This is a genomic window from Psychrobacter pygoscelis, from assembly GCF_004335015.1.
In the GTDB taxonomy this organism is placed as follows: Bacteria; Pseudomonadota; Gammaproteobacteria; order Pseudomonadales; family Moraxellaceae; genus Psychrobacter; species Psychrobacter pygoscelis.
In genome coordinates this window covers 271,412-289,585 of record NZ_RQRU01000003.1, presented here as the reverse complement: position 1 = coordinate 289,585, position 18,174 = coordinate 271,412, and the positions used below count along the sequence as shown (strand labels likewise).

The window sequence follows — 18,174 nt, the reverse complement described above, 5'->3', positions numbered from 1 at the left end:
TATTCGCCAAAGTGCAAAGTTTGCTCTGGCGTGTCTTGACAATATTGACTGCCCCAATCAATGCGGTAGGGTTTTAAGGCTCAATATCATAAGCATCTGCCCTTTGTTGCCAGTAGTTCAGTTTTTCCTTATATTTCCCAGAGTCATCATTTAGCTCTGAATATAGCTCTGCTAAAATAAAGGTAGCATAAACACTCCCCTCATTAGCCAATACTTCAAGCTTATTTAGTTGCTCAGCACGACATGACTCATCTGAATTAAAAGAGTGGTAAAAATCATCCCGAATTAGAGATGCTTTGATACTAGTAGACCCTGCTCGTAGCAATAAGGCGTCAATGACTTGACTGAATTCCTCGCTATTTGAGCCATAAACAGGATTATCTTCATTGATATCATTAGAAACAAAGGCTAGCAAAGAAACAGCCAATAACTCGGGAATGCGACTGGGGTTGTCCCGTTCGTAAAAGTCAACTAACTTTGCAAGATAGGTAATTGCAAGATAGTCATCTTTGGGCACATATTCGCCTGTAAAATAATAAGCATAAAGCTTAAACAATGACGTCACGGCTTCCTCTTGCGTGATGACGTGATCGTTAATATTTACAGTCTTATTGTGTTGCTCGCTTCCGATATTATACTGGTTTCTTATACTGTCAAGGTCATCATACTTTGGCAAATCTGTAATATCAGCTGGCATATAGTGTTCTTCAGCGAACTTGCGTAGCTCATTAATATACTGTGATTTTTCTTTATTAATCGTTATCGGTCTATCACGTTTCATCAGTTGATACTGTAACGCTTGCTGGTAGTGATAATCACAGGGTATGAGATGACGCTCAGTCTCAACCCTTAACGATTGACGGCTTTGAGTATTTGCATAGCTACTGGTAGCAAAACATAATGCTAATATTGATAAAGGTAGAGTTAATTTATTCATCGCTCTAGACCTATTTCATAATTATGGTCGTAAATTTTAAAGGTTAATCTAGATAAGTCATCTCATAACCACGCCCATTGGTGGGTCGGCTTTTTCAAGCTGTGTCGTGCCTAGTATCGTTGGTGGGTTATTAGCCCACCCTACAAATCTTGTAAATTATGGATGTACGCTGTGGCTTTAGCCTAGCTTATTTGTGATGTCATCTTTGGCAAAATACGCACCCCATATCTACCATTGTGACAAATTCATCCAATAACCGATTGATAGTGGTAATTCTTTAATCATAAACTTGGGTTCTTGTTCTAAGATTATTTGATGTAATCTAAGTTCACTAACTTCTGAGTTTAAGCAGTTATTTAAAACAATTCCCTTCTTGCAATTATTTATATTCAAGTTGCTTATTTTTATATTAGAGGAGTCTGTTGCACTTACACCAATTTCAAAACCATCAAAATAACAGTGCGTTATAGAGCTATTAGTACATCCTTCTATATGTATAGCAGCCATTTACCCACCAATAATTGTTTGGAAAAGGATAAGATATGGTATGAGCTGAGGAGCTAACTCATTTTTAATAGTGATCCAATTACTTAACAATGAACTTAATTCAAGTAGAGTATCTTTAATGCTGCTAGATTGATGGTGATTAACAATCAAACTATTAAGTTTATTAAGCACTTCCTCTTGAAAACTATGACCTGTGATAGGGTTTGTAGAAGCGTCTTGGATGGATAAAATTTCATTCTTCAGCTTATGCAAGTGTTCTAAAGTAACTTCGTCTATAAGCTGGATATTTTGAATATGATTATTAGAAGAGTTATTTATAACTACAGCTTTACTATTACCGTTATTTGACTGTACGGAAACTCCATTTATTATATTATTGCCGCCGCCATTTATTTCCACACCTATAGACATACAACTTCCTTAATTATTCTGAAAATAGCATAACTCACAGAGTCGAAAGACAAATCTTATCATTGAAATACAATGATAAATGATCAAATCCTAGGCTTAATTAAACTTAACGCTCTATCCGATATCCAAACCGTGGGTTGTACCCACGCTACGGTTCTTACCAAAATTGTAGGGATGGTGGGTTACGAATTTGTCAGCCCACCCTACAAACCTCGAAAATTATAACCGTAGGCTGTGGCTTTAGCCCAGTGCATTGATAAGATTCATAATGCTGGGCAAGATGCCAAGCCTACGCGAGCCTTATTACAGATGCTAATAACTCGAAAGCTTCTGCCCTTCGCCGAGGGACGAGGCGCGGCCATAGTCATAAAAAATAAACTACCCGTGCCTCGCATAATTCTCAATGTCTAAAATGCTCCGATATTAAGGCTAATAAAATCCCTCTAAATCTCCATTTAGAAAAGGGAGACTTCAAAACCTAGAAAACCCCTCTCTTGCGAAGCAGTGCTTCTCACCCGTTTAAAAAAGGGAAACTTCAAAGTATCTATAGCTTACAAGCGCCGCCAGCACAGCCATCATCTTCCATATCTGCTTGCGCGTCATTGGCACCATCACGGGTGTTGTGATAGTACAAGGTCTTGACGCCGAGCTTGTAGGCGGTCAATAAGTCTTTGAGCAGCACCTTCATAGGCACGCGTGACCCTTCAAAGCGGCTAGGGTCATAGTTGGTATTGGCCGAGATGCTCTGGTCGATGAACTTCTGCATGATAGCGACAAGCTTTAAGTAGCCGTCGTTATTGGGCATTTGCCACAGTAGCTCGTATTGACCTTTTAGATTGCCGATATCGGGAACGACTTGCTTGAGGATACCGTCTTTAGAGGCCTTGATAGAGACCAGACCGCGTGGTGGCTCAATGCCATTGGTGGCGTTGGCAATCTGACTAGAGGTCTCAGACGGCATCAATGCAGAAAGGGTCGAGTTACGCAGGCCGTGGGTCTTGATGTCTTCGCGTAAGGCTTCCCAATCGAGATGCAATGGCTCTTGGCAGACTTTATCGAGGTCGGCTTTATAAGTATCAATCGGCAAGATACCTTGCGAGTAGGTGGTATCGGCAAAGGCTGGGCACGCACCTTTTTCTTTGGCAAGCTTGTTCGACGCCTTTAAGAGGTAGAACTGCAAGGCTTCAAAGGTTTTGTGCGTCAGACCAAGCGCGGCTTCTTCAGAATACTTCGTGCCGTTCTTAGCTAGATAGTACGCGTAGTTGATGACGCCGACGCCTAGAGTACGGCGCTTTCTACTGCCATTTTCAGCGGCTTTGACCGGATAGTCTTGATAGTCGAGTAGTGCATCTAGCGCACGCACGATAAGCTCGGCAGGCTCTTCGATATCACTGACGTCGTTGACTTTGCCTAGGTTCACCGCTGACAGCGTACACAGGGCAATCTCGCCGCTTTCATCATTGATATTGTCAAGAGGACTGGTCGGCAGCGCAATCTCCATACACAAGTTGGACTGGCGAATCGGCGCGACTTTAGGGTCGAATGGACTGTGCGTGTTGCAGTGATCGACGTTCTGAATATAGATTCGACCGGTACTGGCACGCTCTTGCATCATCATGCTGAATAGCTCAGTGGCTGGAATGTGACGCTTACGGATATTCTCGTCTTGCTCGTATTGATGATACAGACGCTCAAACTCGTCTTGGTCTTCAAAGAAGGCGTCATAAAGACCTGGCACATCAGAGGGCGAGAATAGGCAGATATCTTGGCCTTTGATCAGGCGAGTGTAGAGTAGCTTGTTCAGCTGAACGCCGTAGTCCATCTGGCGCACACGGTTGTCTTCGACGCCGCGGTTGTTTTTCAGAACTAGCAACGACTCGACTTCTAAGTGCCAAAGTGGGTAGAAGAGGGTGGCTGCACCGCCACGGACGCCGCCTTGCGAGCAGCACTTGACCGCCGTCTGGAATAGCTTGTAAAAGGGAATACAGCCAGTGTGCTGGGCTTCACCGCCACGGATAGGGCTACCAAGAGCGCGGATGCGACCAGCATTGACGCCGATACCGGCACGCTGTGACACGTAACGCACGATGGCGCTAGTAGTGGCGTTGATAGAGTCGAGGCTATCACCACATTCGATGAGTACGCATGAGCTAAACTGCCGCGATGGCGTACGTACGCCAGACATGATAGGCGTAGGCAAAGAGATCTTAAACTGTGAGGTGGCGTCATAGAAGCGCTTGACATATGTCATACGCTCAGACTTATCATAGCTGGCAAACAAGCACATACCGACGAGCATGTAGAGGAACTGCGGGCTCTCGTACACGGTCTTGGTGACGCGGTCTTGCACCAAGTATTTACCGGCCATCTGTTCAACGGCAGCATAGGCAAGGTTCATATCGCGCCAGTGGTCGATGTAGTCGTTTAGCTCATTGAATTCATCCAAGCTATAGTCCGCTAAGATGTGCTCATCATACCTACCCTCAGCGGTTAGCTTGCTGACCTGATCGTACAGATGCGGTGGGGTGAATTGGTTATAAGCAATCTTCCGTAGATGAAAGATGGCCAAGCGCGCCGCTAAGTACTGATAATCTGGCGTATCTTCTGAAATAAGGTCAGCGGCGGCTTTAATGATGGTCTCATGAATATCACGCGTACGAATACCATCATAAAATTGAATATGCGACTTAAGCTCTACTTGCGATACCGAAACATTGTCAAGCCCATCTGCTGCCCATTCTATAACCTTATGGATTTTGTCTAAATCAATTGGCTCTAGGCGGCCGTCACGTTTGGTAACTTGGATTTGATCAATATGGGTCATGGTAGTCCTCAGTGAATATTCAGATTTGAGTAACAAAGGTGATGACTCGCTATAAACAACTTGATGATAGTGGTCTCACTAAATTGTCATAAATAATAGGCTTTTTTTGACGATGGTCGGCGCACGACAAGGGTGAAATCTAATCGATTGAATTGCCCTTAGTCATAGCGACTATTGCGTGACAACGGCATCCATAAAAGTCTTTATTAGCTCGTCTGCTATCTGCGACTCAAGTTCGCTAACGGGCTGTCAAAGTGTGCAGCGTTCTGCACTATTTTGAAGCAGATTTGAAGCAAAAATTAAGCAATAGACCACCCCTGCCATTAGTTGTGATTTACGTAATGGACACAAGATATGGGGTATAGTTGCTTTGTTAGACACAATATAGCCGGAATAAATTTGAATTGCTAGATTGATTTTAGAATAATTTTGTGGTTATCAGCTCAGAAAAAAGAAGGCTTCAAATACAAGTCAGAAGCGATGGGGGCTAGGTAAAAGTCAATAGTAAAAAAAATATTTTATTGAATAAAAAACTTATGCGTACTTTGACAAATTTCTAGAAATGTGACCATGAGATATCAGTCACCTTTTACAGCGGTTAAAAGTCAGCCAAAAGAACCTTGATACCTCGCAAAAACACAACAACTACGCAAGGTTACGCTCGTCACACTTTTAAGACGAGAGTAACAGTTATCTTTTAGGTAATACTGTCACAGCAGCGTACTATAGGTCTAATTAAAATATTTTATGACTCAGTAGATCATATGACTACTGAATTAACTGATTTTTTAGTTTTTGCCGATAGTTGGGTAATAGTCGACACATTGCGTACTATAAAATTTTTAAAGTCTGCTTTAAGCCCACTTTAGAGCAAAGTATTAAGTCCACAGTCAGGCCCAACTATCGAATACCCTCAGCTCTTTAACCTTTAACAGCCCTTCTCGCAAAAGTGACCAGCACCCTCGATACCACCTTGGGTAAATATAGTACGCCAATCAGCATAATGTAGATTTGCTTTATGACTCACCATCTTAATAGATTTATTCATTCACTACGCGATTACTTGCGCCATTCGAAAGAATTCGGATATATAGCCCTGCCACTTAGTAATATTAGAATAACAGCTGTCATAGAGCATCTCCTAGATATCAACTTGAAGCCAATACTGCATGTCTTATTAGCAATTATGACTTTATTGTTGATATTAATCCTCATTTCACTATGGTATGAGATAATTATATTGCGACAAAAGGATGATCAGTAGTCATGGCTTGCTACAGTCGTTTAAGCCTAATAACAATTAGCGTTGTCTTTAGCGCTATCTTATAGCACTCGTCTTGCTTGCCTTACTCGCTTGTTTTGCCGCATTAACGTAGTACTTTAAAGCACCATGCGTACTGTTTTTGCCTCGGCAAGGGCTGCATATAAAGCATTTACTTGCTCAGCGGAGGTGAGGCGTAAGTTGACACGCGCTGAGTGAAAGCGGCCAGTCCTAGAGGGCACGACTTGGATAGATGCTAAATCAAACTCTGGGAATTGGCTACCTAAAATGAGCTTTATCTCGTTGAGTAGTGACTCATGCTCACCTTCATGACCAATGATACTCATCGGGTAGTCCATAGGAAAATCCCAAAGCTCAGGATTTTGAATATCGGTCTTTTTGCCTTTTATCTTGCCAACGTTTGCCATCATCTCAGTGATATTGATGTTGGTATTGTTAGAGCCGTTAGCATCATTGTTATCATTACTCATAATAATTCCCTAGACAGTTAAATTAAGTGGCTGGTATCTGCTGATGTGAATAATCACTTCTCTATCAGTATAACCACAAAAAAGCTGAGACTTAGCTCAGCTTCTTGTTGATAGACCTAACCTTAATGTAAGGTCTTAATTAGTCATTTTCAAGGAATGAGCGTAGGTGCTCAGAGCGAGAAGGGTGACGCAATTTACGTAGAGCTTTAGCCTCGATCTGGCGAATACGCTCACGGGTCACATCAAACTGCTTACCGACTTCCTCAAGGGTATGGTCAGTCGGCATATCGATACCGAAGCGCATCTTCAGTACGCGAGCTTCACGCTCGGTTAGATTGCCTAACACATCGCGGGTGGCTTCGCGCAGACCTGCGGCCGTCGCATCTTCGACTGGGCTTGAGATGGTCTGATCTTCGATAAAGTCGCCAAGATGCGAGTCTTCATCATCACCGATCGGCGTCTCCATAGAGATAGGCTCTTTAGCAATCTTCAGTACTTTACGGACCTTAACTTCGTCCATCTCTAAGCGTTCGCCTAATTCCTCTGGTGTTGGCTCCCGGCCCATCTCTTGTAGAAGCTGGCGAGACACACGGTTGATCTTATTGATAGTCTCAATCATGTGTACAGGGATACGAATGGTACGCGCCTGATCGGCAATAGAGCGGGTGATGGCCTGACGAATCCACCAAGTGGCATAGGTCGAGAATTTATAACCACGGCGATATTCAAATTTATCAACCGCTTTCATTAGACCAATGTTCCCTTCTTGAATTAAATCTAGGAACTGAAGGCCACGGTTGGTGTATTTTTTGGCAATAGAGATAACCAGTCGTAGGTTGGCCTCGACCATCTCTTTTTTGGCGCGGCGGGCTTTGGCTTCACCAATGGCCATTCGGCGGGCGACATCTTTCATGTCGCGGATTTCCATGTCGAGCTGCTGCTCGTGATCACGGATTTTACGCTGTAGTAGAATGACGTCATCGACGACTTTCTCAAGATGCTCAGCGAATTTTGGCTTACCTTTAAGACGTTCGGTTAGCCAATCGACGTTGGTCTCATTACTAGGGAAGGTCTTACGGAATTCAGCGCGCGGCATACGACCACGGCGGATGACAAGGCGCATAATCTGACGTTCTTGTTTACGCACATCATCATAGACGTCATGCATAATAGCCATGACTTGATCAGATAGACGGTTATTGAGCTTAAGCATCATAAAGCGCTCAGCCAATTGCGCGTATGCTTCTTCAGCTTGTGGACTACCACGGCCAAAGTCATTCAGCGCTTGTTTTGCAGTGACAAATAACGCCTCAATCTCTTCTAAACGAGCGCGAACTTCTTCTGGATCGATACCAGTGGTTTCTTCTGCGTCATCGTCATCTGCATCGTCGTCGTCTGAGTCATCGTCATCATCCTCATCGTCGTCATCATCGTCTTTACTGGTTGTCTTGGCTTTGATAACGGGAAGATCTGCTTCTTTATCATCATCAGCACTAGGCTCGCTAGTGTCTTCAGGGTCTAAAAAGCCGGTAATTACGTCTGAGAGCTTTTTGTCGCCCTCGAGGACTTTTTGGTATTCATCCAAGACGAACTGAACCGTTCCTGGCCAATAAGCCATGGCATGCTGAACATCACGGATACCTTCTTCGATACGTTTGGCAATAGCAATCTCGCCCTCACGCGTCAGTAGGTCAACCGTACCCATCTCACGCATATACATGCGCACTGGATCAGTGGTGCGGCCAGGCTCAGTCTCTACTGCAGCTAATACTTGAGCGGCCTCATCGGCGGCCATATCATCATCGCTTGAGTCATCGCTCATCAAGATATCATCAGCATCTGGCGCCGACTCAAATATCTTAATACCCACATCAGTAAGCATCTGCACGATATCTTCGATTTGATCACTTTCGGTAATGGAGTCTGGTAGCTGATCATTGACCTCAGCATAGGTAAGGTAGCCTTGCTCCTTACCCATCTGGATGAGGGTTGCTAATTGAGAGGTAGACTGAGACACTGACTTATCGCTCATAAATACTCGCTTTGGTTAAGTCGGACATTAATGCCAAACGCGCAAATTGTCCTAAAAACTATCAATAAGCACAGAGTGCTATCATGATAAATACTACAATTGGCGTCGGGTCATAATGTGAGATTATGGGTTAATAAATTTGGTAATAAGAATCAAAGTGAGAAGGTTGCCAGTACTTCATAAGTCGTACCTTAGTTAGTACTTTTATTATTAGTACTCTATCCATCACCACTTTAACAACTGTGATCTATTGACTGTTATTAATCGCATAGTGTGGTGTCAGCGAAATCTACAACCAGACCAGATGATAAACTTATCAATATATTCAAAGGAATATCGGCCAAAATCGATCAAAAAATAAAACAAAATCTTAAAAATGACAAAATTTATAGAACTGATTAGTTTATCACAATTGATAAGATTCAGCCCTAATTAAATATACTAATGGTCGATGCCGATAACTTTAACTTTTGAATCATGACTTCGATACTGATATACGGCTAACTTAAGCGATTAAGACTATCGATAATAGATCAGTAATCACCAAATACTCTTAATGAATACGCTAAATTATTGTTACTGACTGTATGGGGGCAGCTTGACTATTTTTAAAGGCAATTAGTATTGATTTTTTGCATGAGGGTGATTAGTGACCATGATTAAAGCCCTGATAACACTATGGTTGATAAAGTGAGATAGTCAATTCTAAATCAAATAGAGTCGTTGAATCACGATGCGAAGCTGGTATAAATTTTTTGAATTACTGCGGGCGCATCAACAAAAGCTGCAAAAATTTATTATAGTCACCTAAGCCAGTTCAAGGGACAATTTAGGCAGTGAAGGTGACTAAAAAAGGAAGTTAGGAGTGACAAAAGTATCCCTAGCTGCAATATACTGGTCGTGAAGAGATTGCAATATAGCCTTAGTGAGCAGCAGTATTGCTACTGGCCTGCGGTGTGGCATTAATAAGCGCTGCTTGCTCTGCTTCTTGACGTTTTTGCCAGTCCGTGAGAGTCGACCAGCGCCGTTTAATAATCTCTTTAATAAGGTAGTTCTTCGATAGACGATGCTGCTGTTTTAGCGTGAGGTAGAGCAGCTGGGTGATCAGCTCTTCAAATAAAAACTCAATATCAAGTACCCCGCGCGCCACCATATTGCGATAAAACTGTTGCCACTGGGAGGCTAAGAGAGTCTGTAGCTCAGTCGGCAGGTTGGCCATGATAAAGTGACTGGCAGCATTGGTATCGGTTGGCAGATACGGCAATAGCTTTTCAATGGTAGTGACTAGCGTCGCTAAATGTTCATCATTGATGTCGTTCCAAGTGGGTAGCGCGGGAATTTGCAGTCCGTTTTGCTCGATACGATCAATGAGCTTCTCGGGAATCTTAAGCTCACTGACTCCCGATTTTTGCCACAGTCTACCAAGGGGCTTATTATCCAAAATAGTCGGTTGGTACAGTAGGCACAGGTAAAGATTGATATTGACCGTTAAGGTACTATCAAAGTTAAGTAGCGCATCATGGGCAGCTTTGGTCTGCGCGCGGCGACCACCGAGTTTTTGGTAAATATCGTTATTGAGAAGTGAGCGAAAGCTACTGCCTTTGGGCAGCTTATTGGTTAGGGCGCGAACTTGTGACATGAGCTTCGCCTTACCCTCTGCCAAGCTTAAGTCATAACGCTCACTTAGATAAGCGAACACATACTGAGACAAAGGCGTGGCATTAGCAATCTGCTCACGCATTGCCTCGACGCTATGCGCCTTAACATAAGTGTCGGGATCATGGCCGTCTGGTAAGCTTAGAAATCTAAGCTCCTTATCATCACTGAGAATGGGCATACTCAGCTCTAGAGTACGCCAAGCCGCCTTTTGCCCCGCGCTATCGCCATCAAAGCATAATGTCAGTGTTGGGTTCATGGTTAGCAGCCGTGAGATTTGCGCCTCATTAATCGCCGTTCCCATTGATGCCACTGCTCCATAGATGCCAGCTTGATACAAGGCGATAACATCCATATAGCCCTCAACCACGAGCCAATCATTAGCACGCTGCTGGCGAGCTTCATAGTACCCATATAACACGTGCTGCTTATGAAAGACTGGCGAGTCTGAGGAGTTGATATATTTGGGTTTGACCGTGTCATCTAGCGCGCGCCCAGCAAAGCCAATGACGCGGCCTTGATTATCCCGAATGGGAAAAATCACTCGGTCGCGTAGTAGGTCATAGTCGCGGCCAGACTCAGAGCGGCGAACCAGCCCCAAAGCCTTGAGACCTTCTATATCCTGTGGGAACTGCTCCTCTAAATGTTGCCAGCCAGCTGGGGCATAGCCTAAGCTAAAGGTTTGTAGCGTCTTAGCGCTCAGACCACGGCTTAAGAAATACTGCTTGGCCGCAGCATTTTGCTGCAGACAGCGCTGATAAAACTGCTGAATCTGGGTAAGCAGCTCATACAGATCGCCTTCTTGGTTAGGGGGTCGGGGCGCAAAGCTTTGGTTGGACTGCGACCCTGAAGTCTCATTGGCAGCTTGAGGATGAAAGTCGTTACTATAGCTTTGTACCGCAAAGCCCTGCCAGTCATCATAGGATATATTGCTATCGTCCGGAATGTAGTAATCAGCTGGATAGTCATCATAGCCATTGGCAGCTGGATCAATTGTCTGTGATGAAGGCGCACTGATACTCTGAATAGGCTGGTTGATTTGAGAGGTGTGAGGTTGGCTATTGCCATTATGGGCTTGCTGCGCGCGAGCAGTGTTGCCTTGAGATGCTGAGCGATTGGTCGATACTTGACGGTTGTGGCTTGGCTGCGCAGGGGCAGAGGAGCGTTGATATTTGACCGCGCGTTGATCTTCTTTAGGAACTTCAATACCTGTCTGCTTCGACAGCTCGTTCACCGCCTCTTTAAAAGTTAGGTTTTCATAATCGCGTAAGAAGCTAATGGCATTACCACCGACACCGCAGCCAAAGCAGTGGTAGATATTTTTTTGCGGATTGACATAAAACGAAGGGGACTTTTCGCCATGAAAAGGGCAGCAGCCTTTATACTCACGCCCCGCTTTTTTGAGCGTGGTGTGGCGACCAATGATAGCGACGAGGTCAGCTTGGGCGTTAATTTGGTCGAGAATATGACTGGGAATGCTCATAAATCAACCATAAAAAGGGAAAAGTGGAAACGATAGTGGGTGGTAAAAAGTGTCGATAAATAACTACAGCCGCAGCGCTTAACTACTGTATCTTAACTATATATAGATATAGCTAAATAGCCTGACCATAATCCATCAATGACACCCAACTATTGGCGAAAGTGAAGCAAATATTATAAATTCAAAAATAATTGTTCTAAAAAACAGCTTGTTCAATAGGTTGCTTTCAAAGTTAGCTTCTCAAAAGCATCAAATCGAAGAGAAGAAATGAATAACGGCATAACGAGTCTAGTAAGACGTTATACCGTTTACATTAAACAAGACGATTTCTAGTTACAGCGAATAAAGATTAGCTGATACTAAGGTTAGGATTATCAAAATATTAGCTATCCTAGCTAAACAACAGCTTAGTCTTCCTCAATGACAGCAGGATTATCAGTAGAGTCTCGGTTAGACCATTTGCCTACTGCTGGCATTCCGCGATTGTCCAAACCATCTTCATTAGGATAGCCACCAGCAGCCTCTTGAGCAGCCGCAGTAGAGCTGCCTTGACCTGAGACTTGCTCGGTCGCACTGTCAGGCAGCCCCAGACCGACATTAATGCCGCGGTCTGTGGTGTTAGCGCTGCTATTAATACCGGTTAATGAACCTCTGTTGGCTGCATTAGCAGCGGGCAATTGAAGCTGCGCCGCATTACGAATTTCTTGAGTTTTGGTCGCTCCGGTATAGTCGCTTGGGGTATAGCTGCCCTCAGAATTTTGACTACGGCCAAGCTTACCAAAGGTGAGTTTGTTTAATAGCGTGCGATCGCGTTTGGCATTAAGTTTTACGGCCCCTTTGGCGGTCAGCTTTTCAGGGTAGTTTAACTGAAGCAGTGTTTTGTATTCGTTGGCAAGGTCAGTCAGGCCAAGCTTTTCATGACTATAGGCTAAGATAGCGATAGCATCTGGCACCGATTCGCTTAATGGATAATATTGAAATACCCATTTAGCACGGTTGGCTGCGGCGACATAAGCTTCACGCTCGATATACCAATTCGCAGCATTAAGCTCACTTTCAGCAAATTGATTATAGATAAAGATCATACGCTGCGCTGCATCTGGCGCATAAGGACTATTGGGGTATTTGCCAATAAGCTCTTGGAAATTAGCAAATGCTAGGCGGTAATATGCCGTATCACGCTCTGCTTGATTGACCGGGAATAGCTTTATGCCTTCAGATGAGCCTTGCATATTGGCTACGCCACGTACATAGTAAGCATAGCTAACTTGAGGATTAGACGGATAAAGGCTAATGAACTGATTGGCACTATTGGCGGCAGCTTCGTATTCATTTATTTCAAACTGCGCATACATCATATCGAGTAAGGCTTGCTCAGCATAGCGACCGGTCGGATAGAATGTGCGCAGGTTGGTCAAGCTGTCAATGGCTTGCAAGTAGCGGCCTTTATCAAGCTGGCTGATCGCAGTTTGATAATAACCTTGCTCAGATTGCTCTGCTGTCTCGACGGCATTTTTATCTTTGTTGGTCAAATTTTTAAAGGTTTGGCAGCCGGTTAAGCCCATGCTCATAGTGATCAAAGTCACCGCTGATAGAGATACTAATTTATTGCCAACAGGACGCATATATTTACTCCAACGCAAGACAGCTAGATGACAATAAAAGGCAAACTAAAGCCTAATAAGGTCATAAGATTAAAGATAATAAGTATAATTATAGCCTGAGTTGAACGACACGTCAGCAACAATACTTGATCTTGCTAATCGCCGCTCTTGTCTCATGGTGGCCAATTAAATCTGAGGCATAGTGTAGCATGAGACTCACAAAGCAGCGATGGCAATGTCATAAAAGTCACATTATTGATAATAAATCGACAGGCTAGTGTGAGTTTAGCATAGGGCGTTATAAAAGCTCATGATACACTAGCATTATTTTTATAAATAATTTCTGATTTTTAAGTTTTATACATTGAGCAATAATTTATGAGCAAGCGCCCTAATGATTTAAGTACTGACTCCCAATGGCTTGAGACTCAAGATAACGAGGAGGCGGTGACCTATAGCGCCGATACAGATGATATTGATAATTTTGACGATACCGATATGGAAGGTGAGGACAGCATAGAGGAGGATATCGTAGACGATGATGACGATATTCTAGATGAGCATATGCTAGATAGCACTAGCGCAGCCATAATCACTAAGCATCCCCAAGCTAATAGTCCTCTAGCCGTTAGCAATGGTCAATCTATTAGTGCTCAGCATATCGTGACTGAAGAGCAGACAGGGCTGCGAGTAGACAAACTAGCAGCCAAAGTGTTTACTGAGTTTTCCCGCGCCCAGTTACAAGGCTGGATCAACGAGGATAAGCTGCTCGTTGATGGCATCAGCCAAAAGCCTAAGTACCGCGTCAAAGCAGGAGAGACCTTATCGCTATCAGCCACGCTTGAACAGCATGGCGAGGACTTACCAGAAAATATTCCTCTCGATATCATTTTTGAAGATGAGACGGTACTCGTCATTAACAAACCAGTCGGTATGGTCGTGCATCCAGGGGCTGGTAACTGGACGGGAACCTTGGTCAACGCTTTGTTGTACCACTATCCTGAGCAGCAACACTTACCTCGAGCGGGCTTGGTTCACCGAATCGATAAAGATACCTCGGGATTACTGCTTATAGCGAAGACCAAGATAGCACAGCTAGACCTGACCAACCAGCTTAAGGACAAGTCTGTCTATCGACATTATCAATGCGTGGTGGCAGGCTCAGCTGAAAGCCTTATGCGCCATCGGCATATTAATGAGCCGATAGGTCGTCACCGCAGTATGCGTACTAAGATGACGGTAACTGATCAAGGTCGAGAGGCGATGACGCACCTTATAAAAATTACTGCGCTCAATGACAGTTACTGCTTGGTAGATGTCAAGCTGGAGACGGGGCGCACACATCAGATTCGCGTACATTTAAGTCATGTCGGTCATCCGCTAGTGGGGGATAAAGTATATGGTGGCCGCAGACAATTACGGGCAGGGCTGACTGAGGCGCAGCGCGCGGCGATTATTGGCTTCCCTAGGCAAGCCTTGCACGCTTATACCCTTGGCTTCGTGCATCCGGTAAGTGGGGAAAATATCGAGGTAACAGCACCATTGCCCTCTGATATCGAAACATTGATAACGATACTTCAAGACAAGGAATGACTGTTCTATAACGTCCACAAATTGTTAAAAAAATGCTTATTAAAAGTGTCGTTAAAAAGGTGTTAGTGATAAAGATATTGTTAACAAGGTGTGGTTATAAAAGAAGGGTTAATTGGGATGATTGAGTTGCAATCACTTGCTACGTCGCCGCGGCTTCAAGATATTGCGTATATAAAGGCGCAATGGGACGATGTACTGATATTACAGACCCATGCTGCTATTGAGTTACAATCGGATTTAAAAGATAGCCTGACAGCGGCAGATACTTTGACGCCGCTAATGAGTCAACAAGCCTTGCGAGCCAGCTTTGGGGCATTTAACCTTGGACTGCATGTCGGTGATGATGCCGCGCAAGTGCACGGTCATCGTGGCCAATTACTGGCGGCTATTAATGCTTATCTCAAGCAACATAACCGGCCATCTATAACTCGATTGCACTGGCTAAATCAAGTGCATGGCAATACAGTGCTACATGTTGATTCCCAAAGTCTGAGTATGCAAGCTTCAAGCGCTGATGCTATGGTCAGTAGCGCCGCGCAATGTGGCTTGTCCATTATGACGGCAGACTGCGTACCCATTGTCTTGTATCAGCCTAAATCAAAGCAAATTGCTGCGATCCATGCAGGCTGGCAAGGGCTGGCTAATGGTATTATCAAAGTGACTGCTGACAGCTTTGATAAATCTGCCGAAATTATGGCGTGGATTGGCGCTTGTATTAGTCAGGAGAATTATGAAGTCGGCTCTGAGGTCGTCGATAAGCTTATTGCTGGCTGCGAGCATCATCACTTATTAGCGGATATAGCGCCTCAAGTATTAAAGGCGCTAATCAGTTGCCCAAGCCCCTCTCAAAATAGCACCTCAGATCAAGAAGTAGCTGATAATAGTCATCAGGCAGATAAATATTGGGTGAATCTACCCAAGCTTGCCAGTATGCAGCTAGCGGCGCAAGGTATCCAAGTGGCGAGCGATAATAAGATTCCCTGTAGTTATACTGAGCCATTATTTTATTCTTATCGTCGGCAGACTCACGAGCACCGACCAGCCACAGGGAGGATGGCCTTAGTCATCCTGCGACTATAATCAAACTGTATTTTAATCTTATCTTTTAGTTAATTGGCCCTGTTCCAATTAATTGTTTTATGATGCAAATAAGAGACGACAACCGAATGACTGATAAGCCAAGCGACCCAACTATCGCCATTATTTACCACAGTAACTACGGTCACACCAGACATGTGGCCTTAGCTATTGCTAAAGGGGCACAAAAAGTATTAGGCGAGACGAATGTCAGAGCCATCGATATTCATGAAGTAGACTGGGATTTTGTAGATGCTGCCGATATGATTGTGTTAGGCAGCGCCGTTTATATGGGCAGTGTTACTGCTGAGTTTAAAGCCTTTATGGATGAGACTTCCCAGCGTTGGTACCATCGTAAGTGGGAGGGAAAGTGGGCGGCTGGCTTTGCCAACTCAGGTGGGCTAAGTGGTGATAAGCTTGCAGTATTGCAGCAGATTTGTCTATTTGCTATGCAGCATGGTATGTATTGGACAGGATTGCCACTTATGCCGACAGGCCATTCAGATACCGACCTTAATCGGCTTTCTGGGTTCTTAGGCCTGATGACCCAATCCTTAGATGCACCGCCGGAAGAGACGCCTTGCCAAGGCGATATAGAGACTGCTATTTGGTTTGGTGAGTATTTGGCTGATACGGTGCTAAAGCATTAGCTCGACGGGTAGTCTTGGTGATAAGTACTAAGGTGTCGTCATATAGTGAGTGCAGTCTAAAAAGAATGCAAGATTGCTAAGATGAATCTTGAAGCCTTTGACAGCCTTTGCAAGTATGCTAGCAACAAGTTAGAAAAGTTGAGACAGTATTGTGCTGAGCGTATTGTTATCACTTTTATTTTTGACTGGCTATAGTCGCTTCTGGATTATGGTTATAATCAGTAGTAACGGGAATAGGGTGGTCAAAAGTTTGAATAACTTGGCAGCCCGTTAGGTTACACGCTGCATACAGAATCAATATAGGTGCGAATAAATCAGGTCGCATGGCTTGCCTCAACTCGTAAATTAATGATTTGATACTATCATTTTTATTAGATGGCTTTTAGATTATGCCCAGTCAGCACTACAGCTGTGGTTAAGTCCTAAGTGACCCTAATCAAAAAGCGCTTAATTACAAGCGCTTTTTTGCTTTTAGCTATTTTTTAGCTCTTCATTAACCGCTAAGTACCCTTAATTGATACGTATGTATCAGAAAAGATGGATTATAAAGCGGCTAATCTAATCAACAGATAGGAGTTTATTTTTCTGTAATTCTGGTCGGTGTACTCTGCCCATTGATGATGCTGGTCGCACTAACGGCGATCGCTTTGATAATGGCAGTAGTGTTAGGGATATCTAAGGTCTCAATCTCATCATCGACGGTATGATAATACGGCTCATTGTCCATTTTGGAAGTAGAGATAGTATGGGCAGGCACGCCTTGAGCGGCCAAAGTGGCATTATCAGAGCGATAGAATAAGTCCTGAGCTGGATAAGGATCAGGGTAGAAGTGGAAGTTAGATCCTTTTAAGTTGCGCTGCAAGATAGTGCCAAAGTCAGATTTATCAAAGCCAGTAATATAAGCGGAGTTACGCCCCCATTTACTTGGTGTGCCAATCATCTCAATGTTAAACATGGCCACTACTTTGTCAGGGTCGATTAGCGTGCTAAATGCTTTAGAGCCAAAGCCACCGGCTTCCTCACCTGAGAAAGCAACGAAGATAATGCTGCGCTCATTATTGCCCAGCTGCTTATAATACTGCGCCAACTGAATTAATGCTGTAACGCCAGAGGCATCATCATTAGCACCATTAAAGATGCGGTCAACACCTTGATCTGTCATGCCTAAATGATCGTAATGCGCACCAAAAACGACAAATTCATCAGGTCGGCTTTTGCCCTTAATAACGCCAACAATATTACTTATGGGCTGCTCATCATAGCTATAAACTTGGCGGTAGCCATCGATACCAGTAAGAGTAGAAAGACCTGCGGCTTGAAAATGACTTTCAATGAAGCTGGCGGCCTTTTCACCGCCGGGCGTGCCATCTTGACGACCTTGCATGTCATCACTGGCTAGCGTGGATAAGATCTGCTCAGTTGCTTGTGTGCTAATGGTAGCGTTGGCGATAGTATGTTCAGGAGCAGGCTTGAGCTGAACGGCGCTGTTAGTGGCGCAGCCAGTTAACAAGGCCAAAAGCAAAAGCGATGGTAGTTTTTTTGACAACATAATAAAGATTAAACCCTAAATAGAGTGATTGTTAGCAACTAATTTGTACAAATCAGTTCACAGTAAGATTTTGCTGATTGCATAAGCTTAACCAAGTTA

At 44.0% G+C, this 18,174-nt stretch carries 13 protein-coding genes; 3 read left to right on the top strand and 10 right to left on the bottom strand.

Going from position 1 to position 18,174, the window contains the following annotated elements; translation table 11 throughout:
* Positions 1-73: 73 nt before the first annotated feature.
* The 8 genes from EGV92_RS09465 to EGV92_RS09430 form a co-directional block, all read right to left on the bottom strand.
* Positions 74-937, bottom strand: a complete 864-nt coding sequence (locus EGV92_RS09465) for a hypothetical protein (RefSeq protein WP_131669009.1) — start codon at positions 935-937, stop codon at positions 74-76.
* Between the two features lie 228 nt (positions 938-1,165).
* Positions 1,166-1,444 (bottom strand): right-handed parallel beta-helix repeat-containing protein, encoded by a 279-nt coding sequence (locus EGV92_RS09460; protein ID WP_131669008.1) that lies wholly within the window; start codon positions 1,442-1,444, stop codon positions 1,166-1,168.
* Positions 1,445-1,855, bottom strand: a complete 411-nt coding sequence (locus tag EGV92_RS09455; RefSeq protein WP_131669007.1) for a hypothetical protein — start codon at positions 1,853-1,855, stop codon at positions 1,445-1,447.
* Between the two features lie 544 nt (positions 1,856-2,399).
* Positions 2,400-4,679: a class 1a ribonucleoside-diphosphate reductase subunit alpha gene (gene nrdA, locus EGV92_RS09450; protein WP_131669006.1), complete on the bottom strand. Its 2,280-nt coding sequence runs from the start codon at positions 4,677-4,679 to the stop codon at positions 2,400-2,402.
* A gap of 1,380 nt (positions 4,680-6,059) precedes the next feature.
* Positions 6,060-6,371, bottom strand: a complete 312-nt coding sequence (locus EGV92_RS09445) for a YbeD family protein (protein ID WP_131669088.1) — start codon at positions 6,369-6,371, stop codon at positions 6,060-6,062.
* 199 nt (positions 6,372-6,570) lie between these two features.
* Positions 6,571-8,463 (bottom strand): RNA polymerase sigma factor RpoD, encoded by a 1,893-nt coding sequence (gene rpoD / locus EGV92_RS09440; RefSeq protein ID WP_131669005.1) that lies wholly within the window; start codon positions 8,461-8,463, stop codon positions 6,571-6,573.
* A 922-nt stretch (positions 8,464-9,385) separates the two neighbouring features.
* A complete protein-coding gene (locus EGV92_RS09435) occupies positions 9,386-11,602 on the bottom strand; it encodes a DNA primase (RefSeq protein WP_131669004.1) in 2,217 nt (738 codons plus the stop codon).
* Between the two features lie 407 nt (positions 11,603-12,009).
* Positions 12,010-13,227, bottom strand: coding sequence for an outer membrane protein assembly factor BamD (locus EGV92_RS09430; RefSeq protein WP_131669003.1), 1,218 nt, complete (start codon positions 13,225-13,227; stop codon positions 12,010-12,012).
* A gap of 477 nt (positions 13,228-13,704) precedes the next feature.
* Between EGV92_RS09430 and EGV92_RS09425 the strand changes: the two genes are divergently transcribed.
* The 3 genes from EGV92_RS09425 to EGV92_RS09415 all read left to right on the top strand — a co-directional run bounded on the left by EGV92_RS09425 (position 13,705) and on the right by EGV92_RS09415 (position 16,526).
* Positions 13,705-14,799, top strand: coding sequence for an RluA family pseudouridine synthase (locus EGV92_RS09425; RefSeq protein WP_131669087.1), 1,095 nt, complete (start codon positions 13,705-13,707; stop codon positions 14,797-14,799).
* Between the two features lie 117 nt (positions 14,800-14,916).
* On the top strand, positions 14,917-15,879 hold the full coding sequence (locus tag EGV92_RS09420) for a purine nucleoside phosphorylase YfiH/LACC1 family protein (RefSeq protein WP_131669002.1): 963 nt from the start codon (positions 14,917-14,919) through the stop codon (positions 15,877-15,879).
* An 86-nt stretch (positions 15,880-15,965) separates the two neighbouring features.
* Complete coding sequence (locus EGV92_RS09415; protein ID WP_131669001.1) at positions 15,966-16,526, top strand: flavodoxin family protein; 561 nt, start codon at positions 15,966-15,968, stop codon at positions 16,524-16,526.
* Positions 16,527-16,701: 175 nt separating this feature from the next.
* On the opposite strand, the gene EGV92_RS13930 is transcribed toward EGV92_RS09415, so the two are convergent.
* Both EGV92_RS13930 and EGV92_RS09410 read right to left on the bottom strand, forming a co-directional pair.
* Positions 16,702-16,851, bottom strand: a complete 150-nt coding sequence (locus EGV92_RS13930; protein ID WP_165525602.1) for a hypothetical protein — start codon at positions 16,849-16,851, stop codon at positions 16,702-16,704.
* Positions 16,852-17,103: 252 nt separating this feature from the next.
* Positions 17,104-18,075 carry a M28 family metallopeptidase gene (locus EGV92_RS09410; protein ID WP_131669000.1) on the bottom strand — a complete coding sequence of 324 codons (972 nt, stop codon included), beginning with the start codon at positions 18,073-18,075 and terminating at the stop codon, positions 17,104-17,106.
* Positions 18,076-18,174: the final 99 nt, after the last annotated feature.